Below are 16,462 nucleotides of genomic sequence, written 5' to 3' on the forward strand. Positions count from 1 at the left end.
TGTCCGGGTCAGCCCGAGTAGGGCTCGGCCTTCAGGATCCGCACCGAGGCCTTCTTGCCGTTCGGCAGCTCGTACTCCACGTCCTCGCCCACCTTGTGGCCGATCACACCGGTACCCAGGGGGGACTGCGGGGAGTACGTCTCGATCTCTGCGCTGGCGTACTCGCGGGAGGCCAGGAGGAAGGTCATGGTGTCGTCCTCGTCACCGTCGAAGGCGATGGTCACCACCATGCCGGGCGCGACGGCGCCGTCCGCGGACGCCGGGGCCTCGCCGACCTTGGCGTTCTCCAGAAGCTGGGTCAGCTGGCGCACACGGAGCTCCTGCTTGCCCTGCTCCTCCTTGGCCGCGTGGTACCCGCCGTTCTCGCGCAGGTCGCCCTCCTCACGCGCGGCGGCGATCTTGGCGGCGATCTCCGTGCGCGCAGGACCAGACAGGTACTCCAGCTCGGCCTTGAGCTGGTTGTACGCCTCCTGGGTCAGCCAGGTGACGTTCTCGCTGGTCTGGGTCACAGGTGCTCCTCGTCGGTACTGGGAATACAAAGCATCGCCCTACCCGGAAGCATGTTCCTTCTTGGAAGGGCGAAACCACGAGCCTAACAATTCAACGACGGAAGGGGGAGGACATAAGCCATCAGAATTACGTCAACGCAGGTCAGCGCCTACGTATTGCGGCTGACGTCAGTCGGCGTGGCAGCCGAGCAGCTCCGCCGTGGTGCCCCGGGCCGTCGTACGGAGGGTGACCACGCGGTCGATCTCGGTCGCGGAACCGGTGAAGCGGAAGTCCGCGCGGCCCACCTCGGAGCCGTCCGCCGCCTGGGAGCGCAGCGTGCAGTAGCCGGAGGTGCCGGAGTCCTTGTGGACCTCCAGATGCACCTCGACCGCGTCGGCCGACGCGGCGAACGTCACGACCTGGGCACTGATCTTGTTCTGTACGACATAGTGGTAGGCCCAGTAGCCGACCAGGACCAGCAGCAGGGCACCCAGCACCGCGCCGGCGACCTTGAGCTTGCGGTCGGCGCGCGCGTCCGAGGAGCTGCCGTAACGGCCCTCGGGCAGCCGCGTGCTCGCGGTACTCATGATCGTCCTCCTGGCAGGAACCACCCCCGGACCGGTTCGGGAACCGGACCCCGGAATTATTCGCCCCCTGATTCGGTCACTATAGAAGCCTCCCGCCCGCCGCCCGACCACCACCCCTCAACGACGTCCCTGCGGGACGACTCCTCTCCATCGCCTCCGAGCTACCGGGGCGCCGACTTACCAAGGATTGAGTCTTGACTGACCAGTTGCGACTGATGGCCGTCCACGCGCACCCCGACGACGAGTCGAGCAAGGGCGCGGCCACCATGGCGAAGTACGTGTCCGAGGGGGTGGACGTGCTGGTCGTGACCTGCACGGGCGGGGAGCGCGGCTCCATCCTCAATCCCAAGCTGCAGGGCGACAAGTACATCGAGGAGCACATCCACGAGGTACGCAAGAAGGAGATGGACGAGGCCCGCGAGATCCTCGGGGTCAAGCAGGACTGGCTCGGCTTCGTCGACTCCGGACTGCCCGAGGGCGACCCGCTGCCGCCGCTGCCCGAGGGCTGCTTCGCCCTGGAGGACGTCGACAAGGCGGCCGGGGAGCTGGTGCGCAGGATCCGCTCGTTCCGACCGCAGGTGATCACCACCTACGACGAGAACGGCGGCTACCCGCACCCCGACCACATCATGACCCACAAGATCTCGATGGTGGCCTTCGAGGGCGCGGCCGACGCCGAGAAGTACCCCGAGGCCGAGTTCGGGCCGGTCTTCCAGTCCCAGAAGCTCTACTACAACCAGGGCTTCAACCGCCCGCGCACCGAGGCGCTGCACAACGCCATGCTGGAGCGCGGCCTGGAGTCGCCGTACGGGGACTGGCTGAAGCGGTGGAACGAGATGGAGCGCACCGAGCGCACCCTGACCACGCACATCCCGTGCGCGGAGTTCTTCGAGATCCGCGACAAGGCGCTGATCGCGCACGCCACGCAGATCGACCCGGACGGCGGCTGGTTCAAGGTGCCGATGGACCTCCAGAAGGAGGTCTGGCCGACCGAGGAGTACGAGCTGGCGAAGTCACTCGTCGACACCTCCCTCCCCGAGGACGACCTCTTTGCGGGCATCCGCGACAATGCCTGACATGAGCGCAAGCCTGGCACTGACGCACCTCGTCCCCCTCGCCAAGGAGGTCGACGAGAACAAGGTCACCCCCGGAGTCCTCGGCTTCATCGTCTTCGCGGTGATGGCCCTGGCGGTCTGGGGCCTGATGAAGTCCATGAGCAAGCACATGCAGAAGGTCGACTTCAAGGAGTCCGCCCAGACCGGGGCGGACTCCAAGACGCCGTCGGCCGACCCCGGGAACTGACCGGCGTCAGATCGCGGCCGGTACCGGCACGCCCATCACCTCACGGGCGTGCCGGCCCGGCACCATGCCCAGACGCCAGGCCTGCCAGCCCGCCTCCAGCTGCACTCCGCGTTCCAGCAGCAGGCCGTACGCCGTGACGTACTCGGCCAGCTTCCCGTCGCGCAGCGGGTGCGCGGCGCGGGCGAGCTGGGCGAGGTCCTCCTGGGCGACGGCGGTGCCCACCTCCACGCCGCCGGGGGCGGCGTACGGCAGCAGGGTGCAGCGCAGGAAGCGGGCCCAGTCCTCGCCGCGCCGGTCGCCGTACGACGTGAACAGGGCGACCGCCTCGTCGCACAGGGTGAGGGCCTGCTGGGTGCGGGTGTTGCCGGCGTCGACGACGGCCAGCTCCAGGCAGGTCCAGGCCTCGCCGTGGACCACGCCGATGCGCTGGAAGTCGGCGCGGGCGTCGACGAGGAGCTGGCGGGCGAAGCCCGAGTTGCGCAGCGAGCCGGTCTGGGCTGCCCGCTGGTCCCGGGTGACCCGGGCCGAGTGGTGGCGGGCGCAGGCCAGGCCGTAGACGTCCCGGATCCGGGAGAACATCGACCGCGAGCGCTCCAGCTCGCGGACCGCCTGGTCCAGGGTGCCGGTCTCCTCGAGGGCCAGGCCCAGGTAGAACACCGTCCAGGCCTCGCCGCGCGCGTCCTCGTTGTCCCGGTGCCGGGCCGCCGCCGCGCGCAGTCCGTCGACCGCCGGGGACGCGTCGCCGCCCACCAGCCGGGCCCGCGCCAGCTGGGTCAGCGCCCACGCCTCGCCCCGCGCGTCCCGGGTACGGCCGTACCGGTCCAGCGCGGCCCCCAGCTCCCGCTCCGCCCGCGGCACGTCTCCCATGCGCAGCGCCAGCTGGCCGAGCTGGAAGTGCGCCCAGGCCTCGCCGTGCACCGAGCCACCCTCCCGGTGCAGGACGAGCGAGCGGGTGAGCAGGTCGAGGGACTCCGGCAACCGGGCCCGGTCGCGCTGCACCGCCGCCAGCGCGTGCATCGTCCACGCCCGGTCGGTGGCCAGCTCGGGGGCCGCCTGGAGGTCCAGGGCCTCCTGGAGCTTGGCCGCCGCCTCGGCGAGGTTGCCCTGGTGGTGCAGGGTGATCCCGAGCGAGCACAGCGCGCGGGCCGCGCCGGCGTCGTGATGCGCCTCCAGGTAGAGGTCGACGACGGAGGTGAGAGTGGTGCGGGCCTTGTCCAGCTCGCCCAGCTGACGGGCCGCGATACCGGTACGCCACTGCACCGACCGCACCAGGAGACCCTGGTCGACGGTCTGGGCGAGCTCGCTGATCTCACCGAGCCGGTAGAGGTCGCCGCGCAGCAGGCAGTAGTCGCACAGCGCGCCCAGCAGGTTCTGCACGGCCGCCTGGTCGACGCCCTCCGCGTGCCGCAGCGCCGCCGTGATGAAGCTCGACTCGTCGTCCAGCCAGCGCAGTGCCTCGTCGAGCGAGGTGAAGCCGTGCGGGCTGAACCGGTCCGAGCGGGTCGACATGTTGCCGTCGACCAGCCGCAGCACCGAGTCGGCCAGCTCCGCGTAGTTCACGATCAGCCGTTCCTGCGCGGCCGTGCGGTCGGCCGGGGACTCCTCGTCCAGGAGACGGGCCTGGGCGAACGAGCGGACCAGGTCGTGCAGGCGGTAGCGGCTGCCCCGGACATGGTCGATCAGGCCGGCCCGGGCGAGCGTGACCAGGTGCCGGGTGGCCTCGGCCTCGTCGGTGCCCAGCAGGGCGGCGGCGGCCGCCGCGCCCATCGAGGCCCGGCCCGCCAGCGCCAGCCTGCGCAGCAGCCGCCGAACGGTCTCCGGTTGGTCGGTGTACCGCAGCCACAGCACCCGCTCCACCGGCCCGACCGGGCCGTACGCGCCCAGGTCCGTGGCCAGCTGGAGCGGCGAACGCGAACCCAGCGACGACCCCGCCACCCGCAACGCCAGCGGCAGCCCGCCGCACAGCTCCCGGATCCGTTCCGCGGACTGCGCGTCGTACGGCCCCGACGCGTCCTCGGCCGCCGCGTCCAGCAACTCCTCCGCACCGGCCGCGTCCAGCGCCGTGACCGGCAGCCGGTGCACCCACGCCGACAGGTCGGCGGGCAGGTCGAGCTGGTCCTGGGCGGTGACCAGCACCAGGCTGTCGGACCGTTCCGGCACCAGCGCGCGCACCTGCTCCGGATCCGAGGCGTCGTCCAGCACGATCGTCACCGGGAGCCCCGTCAGGTGCTGGTGGTACAGCTCGCTCAGCCGCTTGACCTGCTGATCGGCGGAGGAACGCTCACGGAACAGCAACTGCTCGCGCGGCGCGCCCAGCCGGTTCAGCAGATGCAGGAGGGCGTCCCGGGTGGGCAGCGGCGGTTCCTCCCGGCTGCCGCCGCGCAGATCCACGACGACCGCACCCCGGAAGAGGTCCTTCAGCTCCTGGGTGGCCCGGACCGCGAGGGCGGTACGGCCGGAGCCGGGCTCCCCCTGCAGGACGACGACGGTCGGCCGGGTCTCGGTGGCCGCCCGGGCCGCCTGCGCCCACTGCCGGATCCGGGCCAGCTCCTGCTGCCGGCCGGTGAACGGGCCGTCCGCGTCGGGGAGCTGACCGAAGGACTGCTGCAGCACCGTACGCCTGCGGGCCGCCGCGCTCTTGTCCGCGCCGCGCAGCCCCGGGCCCTGCCTCTTCGGCCCCGTGGAGGCGCTGAGCACCCGCTGCTGATCGAGGAACGGCCGGATGCCCCGCACCTCCAGCGCGGTCAGCCACTGCAGCCGCAGCTGCTCGGCGCCGCCGGGCTGGCCGGCCGCGCCGGCGTGGTGATGAGCCGCGGGCAGGTGGGAGGCGGCGGCCTTGACGACCGTGGCGGCCGCCCCGATCACCCCGACGGCCACGCCCGCGCCGAGCGCCGTGGCCGCCCCGGTGCCCAGGGAGAGGTCGGCGACGGTGGCCGCGACCGCCGCGACGGCCGCGACCAGCAGGGGAGTTCCGGAACCCTCCTTGGCGTAACGCCGGCCGAAGCTCGGCCGGTCGGCCTCCGTCTCGTCGAGGGCGTGGGTGTACGCCGCGTACTCCTCGGCGGCCGTCCGTTCCATCTCCGCCAGCCCGCCGCGCGCCCGGGACAGCAGCACCTGTCCGTCGACGCGGCCGCCCGAACGGCGGACCTCCTCCTCCACGGCCCGTACCAGCAGCCGGTCGGCTTCCGCCCGATGGGCGTCCCGCATGTTCCGTCCCCCTCCACCGGCAACTCCTTTGTCCACAAGTGTCCTTGCGGAGGGTCGCGATGGCGAGGGGGCGGCGATCAGGGGGTGGGTGAGGGTTCGGTGATGGTCGCGGTCAACCGGGTGGCCGGCTCGGGCTACCGGGCGCCGGTCCCGGCTACCGGGTGGCCGGCTCGGGCTGGGCGGCCACCCGGCCCCACCCCTTGGACAGGGCCAGGTACACGCAGGCCGCCGCCAGCCCCGCCTCGGCCACCGCGCTCGCCAGCGCCTCCAGCAACTCGGTGCCCACCGCCGACGTCGTTATGTCGAACCACGCGTCCAGCACCGCGACCGACGCCGTCGCCGACGCGGTGAGCCGGGCCCGGGCGTCGCCCCGCAGCCCCAGGACGGCGGTCGCGGCGCACCCCGCGGCCATCAGGACGTCCAGCCCGATCCAGGCGATCGCCCAGTTGTGCACCTCGGTCTTGGTGGGCAGCGTCAGCGCCAGCACCACCATCCACGGCACGAGCAGCACGGCGGACGACCCGAGAAGGATCAGTGCCCACCGCTTCAGCCGCCTCATCCGCTTCGTCCTTCGGGTCAACGCCACCGTCGCCCCGTTGAACATCTGATCCCCCTCGCCTTGTTCCGGATCCGGGCCTGTGGAACCTGTGAATTTGTCCGTGGCCGTCCGGCTCCTCCGCCATTGCCCTCACGGTAGACTGCAGAGGAAATTCTGCAAAGAAAATTCGGCAGACATGGGGGGCGGCTCAGGGATGACTCAGGGACGGCTGAGGGAGACCCGGGGATGTCTCAGGGTTCTCAGGGGGATGGGGGCTCCCGGCGCGCTCGGGCCCCGCGGGCTCGGGGATACGGTGGCCGCATGACCGACGGCACGCCACGGACGGCCGGACCACCCGAGCCGGCCGCACCCGCCGAGAAGCCCGCCGCCCGCGGCGGAGCGCCCGCCGAGCTGACCAGCCTCGAACGCACCGCCCTCTACAAGTCCCTCGGCAACCCCCTGCGCCGCCGGATCCTCGACTACCTCGGCCGGCACGGCGAGGCCAACTCCACCGTGCTCGCCCGCGAGCTCGGCGAGAGTTCCGGCACCACCAGCTACCACCTGCGCAAACTGGCCGAACAGAAGCTCATCGAGGAGATCCCCGAGAAGTCGGGCGGCCGGGAACGCTGGTGGCGGAGCCTGCCCTTCAGCCACACCACACCCGACCCGGCCACCATGACGACCGAGGAGTACGCGGCGGCCGAGCACCTCGCCCTCCTGAAGATCGAGGTCGACACCCGGCTCTTCCGCCGCGCCCACGAGGAGTACCGCGGCCCGCAGGGCTGGGCCCAGGTGCAGCGCACCGGCACCTGGATGACGAAGACCGACCTCCACGACTTCGTCCGCGCCTACCGGGAACTCCTCGACCGCTACAGCCACCCCGACGACGCCGTCCCCGAGGGGGCACGCCGGGTGAATCTGCGCTTCTACGCGGCTCCCGACCCCGTGGGAGAGTGGGAGGGTGAACCGACTGGCCCATGAGACGTCCCCGTACCTCCTCCAGCACGCCGACAACCCCGTGGACTGGTGGCCCTGGTCGGCCGAGGCCTTCGAGGCCGCGCGGACCGCGAACAGACCCGTACTGCTGAGCGTGGGGTACAGCTCCTGCCACTGGTGCCATGTCATGGCTCACGAGTCCTTCGAGGACCAGGCGACCGCAGACTTCATGAACGAGCACTTCGTCAGTGTGAAGGTCGATCGTGAGGAGCGTCCCGACGTCGACGCCGTCTACATGGAGGCCGTGCAGGCCGCCACCGGGCAGGGGGGCTGGCCGATGACGGTGTTTCTCACGCCGGATGCCGAACCGTTCTACTTCGGCACGTACTTCCCGCCGGCGCCCCGGCACGGCATGCCCTCGTTCCGGCAGGTGCTGGAGGGGGTGCGGGCCGCGTGGGCGGATCGGCGGGACGAGGTGGCCGAGGTGGCCGGGAAGATCGTCCGGGATCTCGCCCAGCGGGAGCTCGGGCACCAGGGCGGGCGGCCGCCCGGCGAGCAGGAGCTGGCGCAGGCGCTGCTCGGCCTCACCCGGGAGTACGACCCGCAGCGCGGCGGATTCGGCGGTGCGCCCAAGTTCCCGCCGTCCATGGTCGTCGAGTTCCTGCTGCGGCACCACGCCCGGACCGGTTCCGAGGGCGCGCTGCAGATGGCCGTGGACACCTGCGAGCGGATGGCCCGGGGCGGCCTCTACGACCAGCTCGGTGGCGGGTTCGCCCGTTACTCCGTCGACCGTGACTGGGTCGTGCCGCACTTCGAGAAGATGCTGTACGACAACGCCCTGCTCTGCCGGGTCTACGCCCACCTGTGGCGGGCCACCGGGTCCGAGTCGGCCCGCCGGGTCGCGCTGGAGACCGCCGACTTCATGGTCCGTGAACTGCGCACCGTCGAGGGCGGGTTCGCCTCCGCGCTGGACGCCGACAGCGACGACGGGAGCGGGCGGCACGTCGAGGGCGCGTACTACGTGTGGACGCCCGCCGAGCTCCGCAAGGTCCTGGGCGAGGACGACGCGGACCTGGCCGCCCGCTACTTCGGGGTCACCGTGGAGGGCACCTTCGAGGAGGGGCGGTCCGTGCTGCAACTCCCGCAGCAGGAGGAGGTGTTCGACGCCGGGCGGATCGAGTCCGTCCGGCGCCGGCTGCTGGCCGCACGGGCCGGACGCCCGGCCCCGGGCCGGGACGACAAGGTCGTCGCCGCCTGGAACGGCCTCGCCGTCGCCGCGCTCGCCGAGACCGGCGCCTACTTCGACCGCCCCGACCTGGTCGAGGCCGCCGTCGGCGCCGCCGACCTCCTCGTACGGCTCCATCTCGACGACCGCGCCCGGCTCGCCCGCACCAGCCGGGGCGGCAGGGTCGGCGCCAACGCGGGCGTGCTGGAGGACTACGGCGACGTCGCCGAGGGCTTCCTCGCGCTCGCGTCCGTGACCGGCGAGGGCGTCTGGCTGGAGTTCGCGGGCCTCCTCCTCGACCATGTGCTGGTCCGCTTCACCGACCAGGAGAGCCCGAAGTCCGGTGCCCTGTACGACACCGCCGCCGACGCCGAGCAGTTGATCCGCCGGCCGCAGGACCCGACCGACAACGCCGTGCCCTCCGGGTGGACCGCTGCCGCCGGTGCGCTGCTCGGCTACGCGGCGCACACCGGTTCCGAACCCCACCGGATCGCGGCGGAGCGGGCGTTGGGGATCGTCAGGACCCTCGGGCCGCGGGTGCCGCGCTTCGTCGGGTGGGGGCTCGCCGTCGCCGAGGCGCTGCTGGACGGTCCGCGCGAGGTCGCGGTCGTCGGGCCGGACGCGACGGATCCCCGCACGGCCGATCTGCACCGTACGGCTCTGCTGGGCACCGCGCCCGGCGCGGTGGTGGCCGTGGGGACGGTGGAGAGCGACGAGTTCCCGCTGCTCGCGGGGCGGCCGCTCGTCGGTGGGGAGGCGGCCGCGTACGTGTGCCGCAACTTCACGTGTGATGCGCCGACGGTCGAGCCGGAGCGGTTGCGGGTGGCACTGGGGGGTTGAGGTCCGCCGAAGTCCCCCGTCTCCGTGATGCGTTGTCCGCGTGGGGGCGTGGGGGCGTGGGGGCGTGGGGGCGTGGGGGCGTGGGGGTGCTCGCGCCGTTCCCCGCGCCCCTTCGGCGCGCTCCAGCCCGGGCGCATCTTCCAACGCGGCGCGCTTTCCGGCCGTCCGGCCGAAACATGCCATTTATCAACCGAGTTCACGCTCTTCACATCATCCCCATAGGATCCACCCCGTGCCGTGACAGGCGTGACCTGCCGTCACGGTTGGGGCGCACGAGTGTGAAGACTCTGTGAGTGAAGTTCGTGTTTTATGTGATCGCTGTTCACTCGAGCGCCCCTAGCATCGCTGGAGCAGTGCCCGGTTCTGTCGTATTTCGGACCGTGGCAGTCGTGTCATGTGGGGGGAGAGCGCAACATTGTCCGAGTTCTTCGACCAGGTCTGGTCGTGGATCGTCGAGGCTGTGGGGGAGACTTCGTGGCGAGAGCTGATGCCGCTGGGGCTGGCCGGACTGTTCGTCTGGGCCCTGTGGTTGTACCGGGCGGTGCTCTCGCGGTTCGCCAAGCCGGTCGTCAACGACTTCCGTACCAGCGTCTCCGTGGTGGTCCCGGCCTACCGGGAGGACCCGGAGATCCTGCTGGAGTGCCTGGAGACCTGGCTCGCCCAGGATCCGGCCGAGATCATCATCGTTCCTGACGTCGAGGACCACGAGGTACTGCACCGGCTGTCGCTGGTGGAGGACCCCCGGGTCCGGGTGCTCGCCTTCGAGCACAGAGGGAAACGTTCCGCCCTGGGCGTCGGCATACGGGCCGCCACCAGCGAGCTCCTCGTCCTGGTGGACTCCGACACCCGCTGGGAACCGGGGCTGCTCGACGCCGTGCAGATGCCGTTCGAGGACCCGGCGGTCGGCGGCGTGGGCACCCAGCAGAACGTCTACCAGCGCACCACCAGCGTCTGGCGTCGTGTCGCCGACTGGCTGGTCAACCTCCGCTACTACGACTACGTTCCGGCCATGGGCCGGGCCGGTGCGGTGGCCTGTCTGTCCGGCCGTACCGCCGCCTACCGCCGCGCGGCGGTCCTGCCGGTGCTCGAGAACCTGGAGAACGAGTTCTTCCTCGGCCGCCGGTGCGTGGCGGGCGACGACGGCCGGCTGACCTGGCTGGTGCTCGCCTCGGGCTACAAGACGGTGCACCAGTCCTCGGCGCGTGCCGTCTCCATGTTCCCGTCGTCCTTCCGGGCCTTCGTGAAGCAGCGCGTCCGGTGGAGCCGCAACTCCTACCGGTGCTACCTGACCGCGCTGTACAAGGGCTGGCTGTGGCGGGTCCCGCTGGTCACCAAGATCACGGTGCTGCAGATCCTGCTGACCCCGGTGACCATGGGCATGGCCCTCGGCTACCTGCTGACGAGCCGGCTGGACCTCAGCGGCCGCGGGATCGTCCTCACCCTGATCTGGCTGCTCCTGGGCCGCGCCGTACGCGGCTACTCGCACCTGCGCAGGCACCCGCAGGAGATCCTCCTGCTGCCGCTGACGGCCCTCGTGGTCATCATGATCTCGCTGCCGATCAAGCTCTACGCATTCGTCACCATGAACAAGCAGGGCTGGCTCACCCGCACCAGCAGCAGTGTCGGAGGCGAGGGCCAGAGCGCGGCCACGCTCTCCGGATCCGCCGGCGGCGGCCAGAGCCACACCGCCCTCCAGCCCGAGGTGATCTGACGCCATGACCACCCCCCACATGACGCACCCCACGACGAAGAGAAGACCCGGCCCCGGCACCCGGCTGCGCCGGGCCGGTGCCGGCACCGCGGCCCTGTTGGGCGCCTTCGCGGTGGCGGCGACGCTCCTGCTGGGCGCCTCGGCCACGGCCCACGCCGACGGCGACGGCGCAACGAAGCAGAAGCCGGCCGCCGAGGACGCGGAGACCGAGGCCGCGCTGGTGGCCGACGAGGACCACCGGCTCAACCAGGTACGGGCGTTCAGCTCGGTGGCGCCCCTGCAGAGCGCCAAGTGGACCGTGCCCTACCGACTGGACACCGACAACGGGTACACCCTGGTCCTCACCCAGCGCAGCAACGCCTACACCATCGCCGACCTGCTGAAACTCGCCCCGCAGACCTTCGTGCGGCGCAAGGACGGCTCGTACCTGCTGACCGAGAACATCTACCTCAACGTCGGCGCCAAGCTGAAGCTGTCCAACCCCGGGGGCCTCACCCTGCGGATGGCCAGCAACCGCAGCGGCTTCGTCTCCATCGTCTCCTTCGGCGGCGAACTGGCCCTCCAGGGCACCGCCCAGGCGCCGCTGACCATCACGAGCTGGGACCCGCAGGCCAACAAGGCCGACAGCGACGTCAGGGACGGCCGCGCCTATATCCGCACCATCGGCGGGCAGTTCGAGATGACGCACGCCAAGCTCGCGAACCTCGGGTTCTGGAGCGGCCGTACCGGCGGGCTCAGCCTCACCGGCACCGACCGGCCGAACACCGGGTCGCTGGAGGACACCGGGCAGGTGCACGGCAAGACCGCGCGCGAACGGGCCGACGCCCGCAACGACCAGGAGGACCGGGACTCCGGCAGCGGTGACGTCACGGCCATGCCCTCGGGCGAACTGACCACGCCCGACGCCCGGTTCTCGACCGGCGGCATGTCCTACGTCTCCGGGTCGATCACGCACTCGACCATCACCGGCAACGACTTCGGGATCTTCATCTCCAGCGCCACCGGGATCGAGATCAGCGACACGACCGTGGAGGACAGCCTGGAGGACGGGGTGGTCATGCACCGGTTCGTCTCCAGCTCGCTCGTGCAGCGCACCGTCGCCAAGGACAACGGCGGCGACGGCTTCATCCTCTCCCGGGCCACCCAGCAGGTTCGGGTCAGCGGCTCCACCGCCGAGGGCAACGGCGGCAACGGCTACACCCTCAGCGGCAAGCCCCTCGCCGACGGCCCCTCCGCCTCCGGGCAGGCCGTCGACAGCTACGGCTCCAACTCGGTCGCCAACAGCGTGGCCAAGGACAACGGCCGCTACGGCGTCGAGGTGCTGGGCGGCTTCGACGTCGGCGTGCAGAACAACCGCATCGAGGGCGGCGACATGGGCATCGTGGCCCGCCTGGCGGCGGACAAGGTGTCCATCACCGGCAACCGCCTCAGCGGCCAGAACCGGCAGGGCATCTCGGTCCGCGACGGCGTCACCGACGCCACGGTCACCGGCAACATCATCGACGGGCCCCAGACGGGCGTCTACGTCCGCGACTCGGCCGCCGAGATACGCGGCAACACCGTCCAGGACGCCACCAACCACGGGGTCAGCCTGGTCGGCGGCGTGGACGGCACCACGGTCTCCTACAACGTGATCGGCGGGGTCGGACCCAGCGCGCTGGACTCCAGCCGGTCGCACGGCGGCGCCGACATCAAGGAGAACCAGACCTTCGCCTGGTACGACACCAGTTCCTTCTGGGTCAGGGTCAAGCACTACGCCAGCCCGATGACCCTGCTGTGGACGGGCATGCTGCTCCTCATCCTGTTCTCGGCCGCCATGGGCCGGCGCAGGCGGCGAGCGGCCGGGCCGGGTGCGGACATCGTGCACCCCTACTCCGACAAGGCGCCGCTGCCCGCCCCGCCGCCGAGCGAGATCGCCGTGGCCGGCCGCCGCCGGGAGCCGGTGATGAGCGAATGAGCGAGGAGGACACCCCTGCGCTGCCGCCCGACGGCGGCGGTCCGGGCGGCGGCGGTCCCGCCGACGGCAGTGTGCCGGGTGACAGCGGCGTGCTGGGCGACGGTGGCGCTCCGCGTGACGATGGCGTTCCGCGTGACGGTGGTGGTCCGGTCGGCGTCAGCGTGCCGGGTGTCGGCGGCGTGCCGGGCGGCGGTGGTTCCGCGGCGGCCGAGTCCGCCGTGGCGCGGGCGCGCCGGATCTGGCTCGCGGGCGGGCCGCCGCTCTGGGTGGCCTCGGCCGCCCTGCTGATCTCGGTGGTGGCGCTGATCGTGGCGGGTGTCTCGGCCGGCGACGACCGGCCCGTCGTGTACGGCGCCGGCCCCACCGCCGGTCCCACCATCCCGGTCGCCGAACCCGGCGAGGACACCGGGGACGCCGGGGACACGGGCGAGCCCGGCGACCCCGGCGCCACGGACGCCGGTCCGGCACCGGGTGACACGGCGGCCGGCGGCGGACCGGCCTCGCCCACCGCGACCGGACCGGTCGCCGCCTCCGGACCGGTGAAGTGCCCGGCCGCCACCGTGACCGTCAGCGACGCCAAGTCCCTGAAGGACGCCCTGGACCAGGCCCGGCCCGGAGACGTCATCGAGATGCAGGACGGGGTCTACGCGGACCGCTTCACCGCCGGCACCCCCGGCACGGCGGACCGTCCGATCTTCCTGTGCGGCGGTCCCGGCGCGGTGATCGACGCCGGTGGTGTCGACGGCGGCTACGCCTTCCACCTCGACGGCGCCAGCCACTGGCGGCTGATCGGCTTCACCGTGCGCAACGGCCAGAAGGGGGTCATGGCCGACCGGGTCCAGGGCACCGTCATCCAGGGCCTGACCGTCGAGAACATCGGCGACGAGGGCATCCACCTGCGCGACTTCAGCTCCGGCAACGTGGTCGAGAACAACACCGTCCGCGCCACGGGCAAGCGCAAGGAGCAGTTCGGCGAGGGCATCTACGTCGGTTCGGCGGAGTCCAACTGGTGCACCGTCACCGACTGCAAGCCCGACAAGAGCGACGACAACGTGATCCGCGGCAACCACGTCGGCGACACCACCGCGGAGTCCGTCGACATCAAGGAGGGCACCACCGGGGGCTCCCTCATCGGCAACACCTTCGACGGCGCCGGTCTCAGCGGGGGGCACGACGACTCCTGGGTCGACGTCAAGGGCAACGACTGGCTGATCACGGGCAACGTCGGCCGGCACTCCAACGAGGACGGCTTCCAGACCCACCGGATCCTCGACGGCTGGGGCACCGGAAACGTGTTCCGGGCCAACACCGCGCAGGTGGACGGCCCCGGCTACGGCTTCCACCTCGCGCCCGTCGAGAACAACAAGGTCACCTGCGACAACAAGGTCACCGACGCGGCGAAGGGCCTCGCCAACGTCGCCTGCTCCTCCTGACGGCGGGGGGCCCGGTCCGCACCCGGGCCCCCGCGGTCGCCGCTCCCGCTCCTTCACCCGCTTCTCGGCCACGCGCGTCCTCGGCATGCGCGCATGCGGCTCGGACACCCCCTCGGAGGCATCATGGACACCCTTCCCGTCACCACCCACGGCACCGGATCCACCGTCGGCGCGGGCGCGCCCCGTCTCACGGTCATCGGCACCGGCTACCTCGGTGCCACGCACGCCGTGTGCATGGCGGCGCTCGGCTACGAGGTGCTCGGCGTCGACGTCGACCCGCGCAAGATCGAGCTGCTCAGAGCCGGGCAGGTGCCGTTCTTCGAGCCAGGACTGCCCGAACTCCTGGTCAAGGCCCAGGAATCCGGCCGGCTGCACTTCACCACCAGCCTCGCCGAGGCCGCCGAGTTCGGCGACATCCACTTCGTCTGCGTGGGCACTCCGCAGCAGTCCGGCTCCTACGCCGCGGACCTGAGTCACGTGGAGGGCGCGGTGACCGAGCTGGCCCGGCACCTGCACCGCCGCGCCCTGGTGGTCGGGAAGTCGACGGTGCCGGTGGGCACCGCGGCCCGGCTCGCGGAGCTGGTCCGCGCCACCGCACCGGCCGGGGACGCCGTGGAGCTGGCCTGGAACCCGGAGTTCCTGCGGGAGGGTTTCGCGGTGGAGGACACCCTGCACCCGGACCGGCTGGTGTTCGGCACCGAGTCCGCGTGGGCGGAGGCGCAGCTGCGTGCCGCGTTCGCCCCGGTCATCGCCCAGGGCACCCCGGTGGTGGTCGCCGACCTGCCGACCGCCGAACTGGTCAAGGTCGCCGCCAACTCCTTCCTCGCCACGAAGATCTCGTACATCAACGCCATGGCGGAGGTCTGCGAGGCCACCGGCGCCGACGTGCACCGGCTGGCCGAGGCGCTGGCCTACGACGACCGGATCGGCGGCCGGTTCCTGAAGCCGGGTCTCGGCTTCGGCGGCGGCTGCCTGCCCAAGGACATCAGGGCGTTCATCCACCGCGCCGAGGAACTGGACGTCGCCCAGGCCGTCGCCTTCCTGCGCGAGGTGGACGCGATCAACCAGCGCCGCCGGGCCCGCACCGTGGACCTGGTCCGCGAGCTGGTCGGCGGCGATCTCGCCGGCACGAGGGTGGCCGCGCTCGGGGCGGCCTTCAAGCCCGACTCCGACGACATCCGCGACGCCCCGGCGCTGGACGTCGCCGCCACCCTGCACCGGGCCGGCGCCCGGGTGACGGTCTACGACCCGGTGGCGATGGACAACGCCCGCCGCGTCCACCCCGAGCTGGCGTACGGGACCGACGCGCTGCAGGCCGCCACGGGCGCCGACGTCGTGGTGCTGCTCACCGAGTGGACGCAGTTCCGGGAGATCGACCCGGAGGCCATGGGCGCGGTGGTGAACCGGCGCCGGGTCGTGGACGGCCGGCACGCCCTCGACCCCGCCCGGTGGCGCGCGGCCGGCTGGGAGTACCGGGCGCTGGGCCGCAACTGATCCCGGGCCGGGGGAGGTTCAGGAGAACTCGGCGAGGGCGCGGGCCACGATGGCCTCCAGCTGCTGGTGGTGCGCCCCCTTCCAGTACGCGCGGCCGCACTCCACACACTGCGCGAAGACGTCGTACGACTTCTGCGTCCCGCCCTTCAGCTGGTCCGCGACCTCGTCCTTCGTCGCCTCCTTCAGCAGGCCGTTGCAGGCGGTGCAGCGGGTCCAGGGGCGCAGGTCGGGGGCGAACCGGTCGAGGACGTCACGGAGCTGGTCGTCGGGGCCGGTGCTGTAGACGTAGCCGCCCGCCCAGAGTTCGCGGCGGCGCAGCAGGCCCCGGTCGCGGCTGAGCAGGACGCGCTTCTCGGCCGCCGAGCGGGCGGCGAGGGCCGGGTCGCCGATGTCCGTCGACTCGTACGCCGTGTCCACGCCGAGCAGGCGGAGCCGGCGGGCGAGGGTGCCGAGGTGGACGTCGAGGAGGAAGCGGAGCGGGGCGCCGGGGACGCGCTGGGGGCGGGCGACCGGGCGTACGGTCACCCGCTCGCCGTGCGCCGGGACGTGGGCCACGGGGACCTCCCGGCCGTCCACCACCAGGGTGCCCACCTCGGTCAGGGGGACGCCCAGGGACTCGATGACGTGGCCGAGGGTCGAGACGCCGTCGACGGCGAGGGGGTGGACGCCGACGCGGCGGGCGTGCGGGACGAACAGGGCCAGCTCGGGGGCGACTTCGACCTGGATCTCGGAAGCGTTCACCT

At 72.0% G+C, this 16,462-nt stretch carries 13 protein-coding genes; 8 read left to right on the top strand and 5 right to left on the bottom strand.

Features of this window, described 5'->3' with window-relative positions; genetic code table 11:
• Positions 1-8 precede the first annotated feature (8 nt).
• Positions 9-509: a transcription elongation factor GreA gene (gene greA / locus AB0472_RS10700; RefSeq protein ID WP_366355263.1), complete on the bottom strand. Its 501-nt coding sequence runs from the start codon at positions 507-509 to the stop codon at positions 9-11.
• A 168-nt stretch (positions 510-677) separates the two neighbouring features.
• Positions 678-1,076 carry a DUF4307 domain-containing protein gene (locus tag AB0472_RS10705; protein ID WP_366355265.1) on the bottom strand — a complete coding sequence of 133 codons (399 nt, stop codon included), beginning with the start codon at positions 1,074-1,076 and terminating at the stop codon, positions 678-680.
• Between the two features lie 194 nt (positions 1,077-1,270).
• On the opposite strand from AB0472_RS10705, the gene mca reads away from it, so the two are divergent.
• Positions 1,271-2,152 carry a mycothiol conjugate amidase Mca gene (mca, locus tag AB0472_RS10710; RefSeq protein ID WP_366355267.1) on the top strand — a complete coding sequence of 294 codons (882 nt, stop codon included), beginning with the start codon at positions 1,271-1,273 and terminating at the stop codon, positions 2,150-2,152.
• Positions 2,145-2,378 (top strand): hypothetical protein, encoded by a 234-nt coding sequence (locus AB0472_RS10715; protein WP_366355269.1) that lies wholly within the window; start codon positions 2,145-2,147, stop codon positions 2,376-2,378. Before mca ends, AB0472_RS10715 begins: the two co-directional genes overlap by 8 nt.
• 6 nt (positions 2,379-2,384) lie before the next feature.
• On the opposite strand, the gene AB0472_RS10720 is transcribed toward AB0472_RS10715, so the two are convergent.
• Both AB0472_RS10720 and AB0472_RS10725 read right to left on the bottom strand, forming a co-directional pair.
• Positions 2,385-5,585 carry a tetratricopeptide repeat protein gene (locus tag AB0472_RS10720; protein WP_366355270.1) on the bottom strand — a complete coding sequence of 1,067 codons (3,201 nt, stop codon included), beginning with the start codon at positions 5,583-5,585 and terminating at the stop codon, positions 2,385-2,387.
• Positions 5,586-5,739: 154 nt separating this feature from the next.
• Entirely contained in the window at positions 5,740-6,144 is a 405-nt protein-coding gene (locus AB0472_RS10725; protein ID WP_366355272.1) for a hypothetical protein, read from the bottom strand.
• 300 nt (positions 6,145-6,444) lie between these two features.
• Between AB0472_RS10725 and AB0472_RS10730 the strand changes: the two genes are divergently transcribed.
• From AB0472_RS10730 to AB0472_RS10755, 6 genes are all read left to right on the top strand, one after another.
• Positions 6,445-7,104, top strand: coding sequence for a helix-turn-helix domain-containing protein (locus AB0472_RS10730; RefSeq protein WP_366355274.1), 660 nt, complete (start codon positions 6,445-6,447; stop codon positions 7,102-7,104).
• The gene (locus tag AB0472_RS10735) at positions 7,085-9,124 is read left to right on the top strand and encodes a thioredoxin domain-containing protein (protein ID WP_366355275.1); all 2,040 of its coding nucleotides are present in this window, start codon (positions 7,085-7,087) and stop codon (positions 9,122-9,124) included. Before AB0472_RS10730 ends, AB0472_RS10735 begins: the two co-directional genes overlap by 20 nt.
• A 415-nt stretch (positions 9,125-9,539) precedes the next feature.
• On the top strand, positions 9,540-10,835 hold the full coding sequence (locus AB0472_RS10740) for a glycosyltransferase family 2 protein (protein WP_366355277.1): 1,296 nt from the start codon (positions 9,540-9,542) through the stop codon (positions 10,833-10,835).
• A gap of 4 nt (positions 10,836-10,839) precedes the next feature.
• The gene (locus AB0472_RS10745) at positions 10,840-12,792 is read left to right on the top strand and encodes a right-handed parallel beta-helix repeat-containing protein (protein WP_366355279.1); all 1,953 of its coding nucleotides are present in this window, start codon (positions 10,840-10,842) and stop codon (positions 12,790-12,792) included.
• Positions 12,789-14,225 carry a right-handed parallel beta-helix repeat-containing protein gene (locus tag AB0472_RS10750; protein WP_366355280.1) on the top strand — a complete coding sequence of 479 codons (1,437 nt, stop codon included), beginning with the start codon at positions 12,789-12,791 and terminating at the stop codon, positions 14,223-14,225. Before AB0472_RS10745 ends, AB0472_RS10750 begins: the two co-directional genes overlap by 4 nt.
• Before the next feature lie 123 nt (positions 14,226-14,348).
• Positions 14,349-15,719, top strand: coding sequence for a UDP-glucose/GDP-mannose dehydrogenase family protein (locus AB0472_RS10755; RefSeq protein WP_366355282.1), 1,371 nt, complete (start codon positions 14,349-14,351; stop codon positions 15,717-15,719).
• 18 nt (positions 15,720-15,737) lie between these two features.
• Here the strand turns inward: AB0472_RS10755 and AB0472_RS10760 are convergent, their stop codons facing one another.
• Positions 15,738-16,460 (bottom strand): Mut7-C RNAse domain-containing protein, encoded by a 723-nt coding sequence (locus tag AB0472_RS10760; protein ID WP_366355284.1) that lies wholly within the window; start codon positions 16,458-16,460, stop codon positions 15,738-15,740.
• Between the last annotated feature and the right edge of the window lie 2 nt (positions 16,461-16,462).

This window comes from Streptomyces sp. NPDC086777, assembly GCF_040702065.1.
Taxonomy (GTDB): domain Bacteria; phylum Actinomycetota; class Actinomycetes; order Streptomycetales; family Streptomycetaceae; genus Streptomyces.

What these genes read in the sequence shown, in the direction of transcription:
- AB0472_RS10715 (WP_366355269.1), top strand. Translation starts at nt 2,145, where the DNA reads ATGCCTGACATGAGCGCAAGCCTGGCACTGACGCACCTCGTCCCCCTC.
- AB0472_RS10750 (WP_366355280.1), top strand. Translation starts at nt 12,789, where the DNA reads ATGAGCGAGGAGGACACCCCTGCGCTGCCGCCCGACGGCGGCGGTCCG.
- AB0472_RS10755 (WP_366355282.1), top strand. Translation starts at nt 14,349, where the DNA reads ATGGACACCCTTCCCGTCACCACCCACGGCACCGGATCCACCGTCGGC.
- AB0472_RS10705 (WP_366355265.1), bottom strand. Translation starts at nt 1,076, where the DNA reads ATGAGTACCGCGAGCACGCGGCTGCCCGAGGGCCGTTACGGCAGCTCC.
- AB0472_RS10745 (WP_366355279.1), top strand. Translation starts at nt 10,840, where the DNA reads ATGACCACCCCCCACATGACGCACCCCACGACGAAGAGAAGACCCGGC.
- AB0472_RS10720 (WP_366355270.1), bottom strand. Translation starts at nt 5,585, where the DNA reads ATGCGGGACGCCCATCGGGCGGAAGCCGACCGGCTGCTGGTACGGGCC.
- AB0472_RS10725 (WP_366355272.1), bottom strand. Translation starts at nt 6,144, where the DNA reads ATGAGGCGGCTGAAGCGGTGGGCACTGATCCTTCTCGGGTCGTCCGCC.
- AB0472_RS10730 (WP_366355274.1), top strand. Translation starts at nt 6,445, where the DNA reads ATGACCGACGGCACGCCACGGACGGCCGGACCACCCGAGCCGGCCGCA.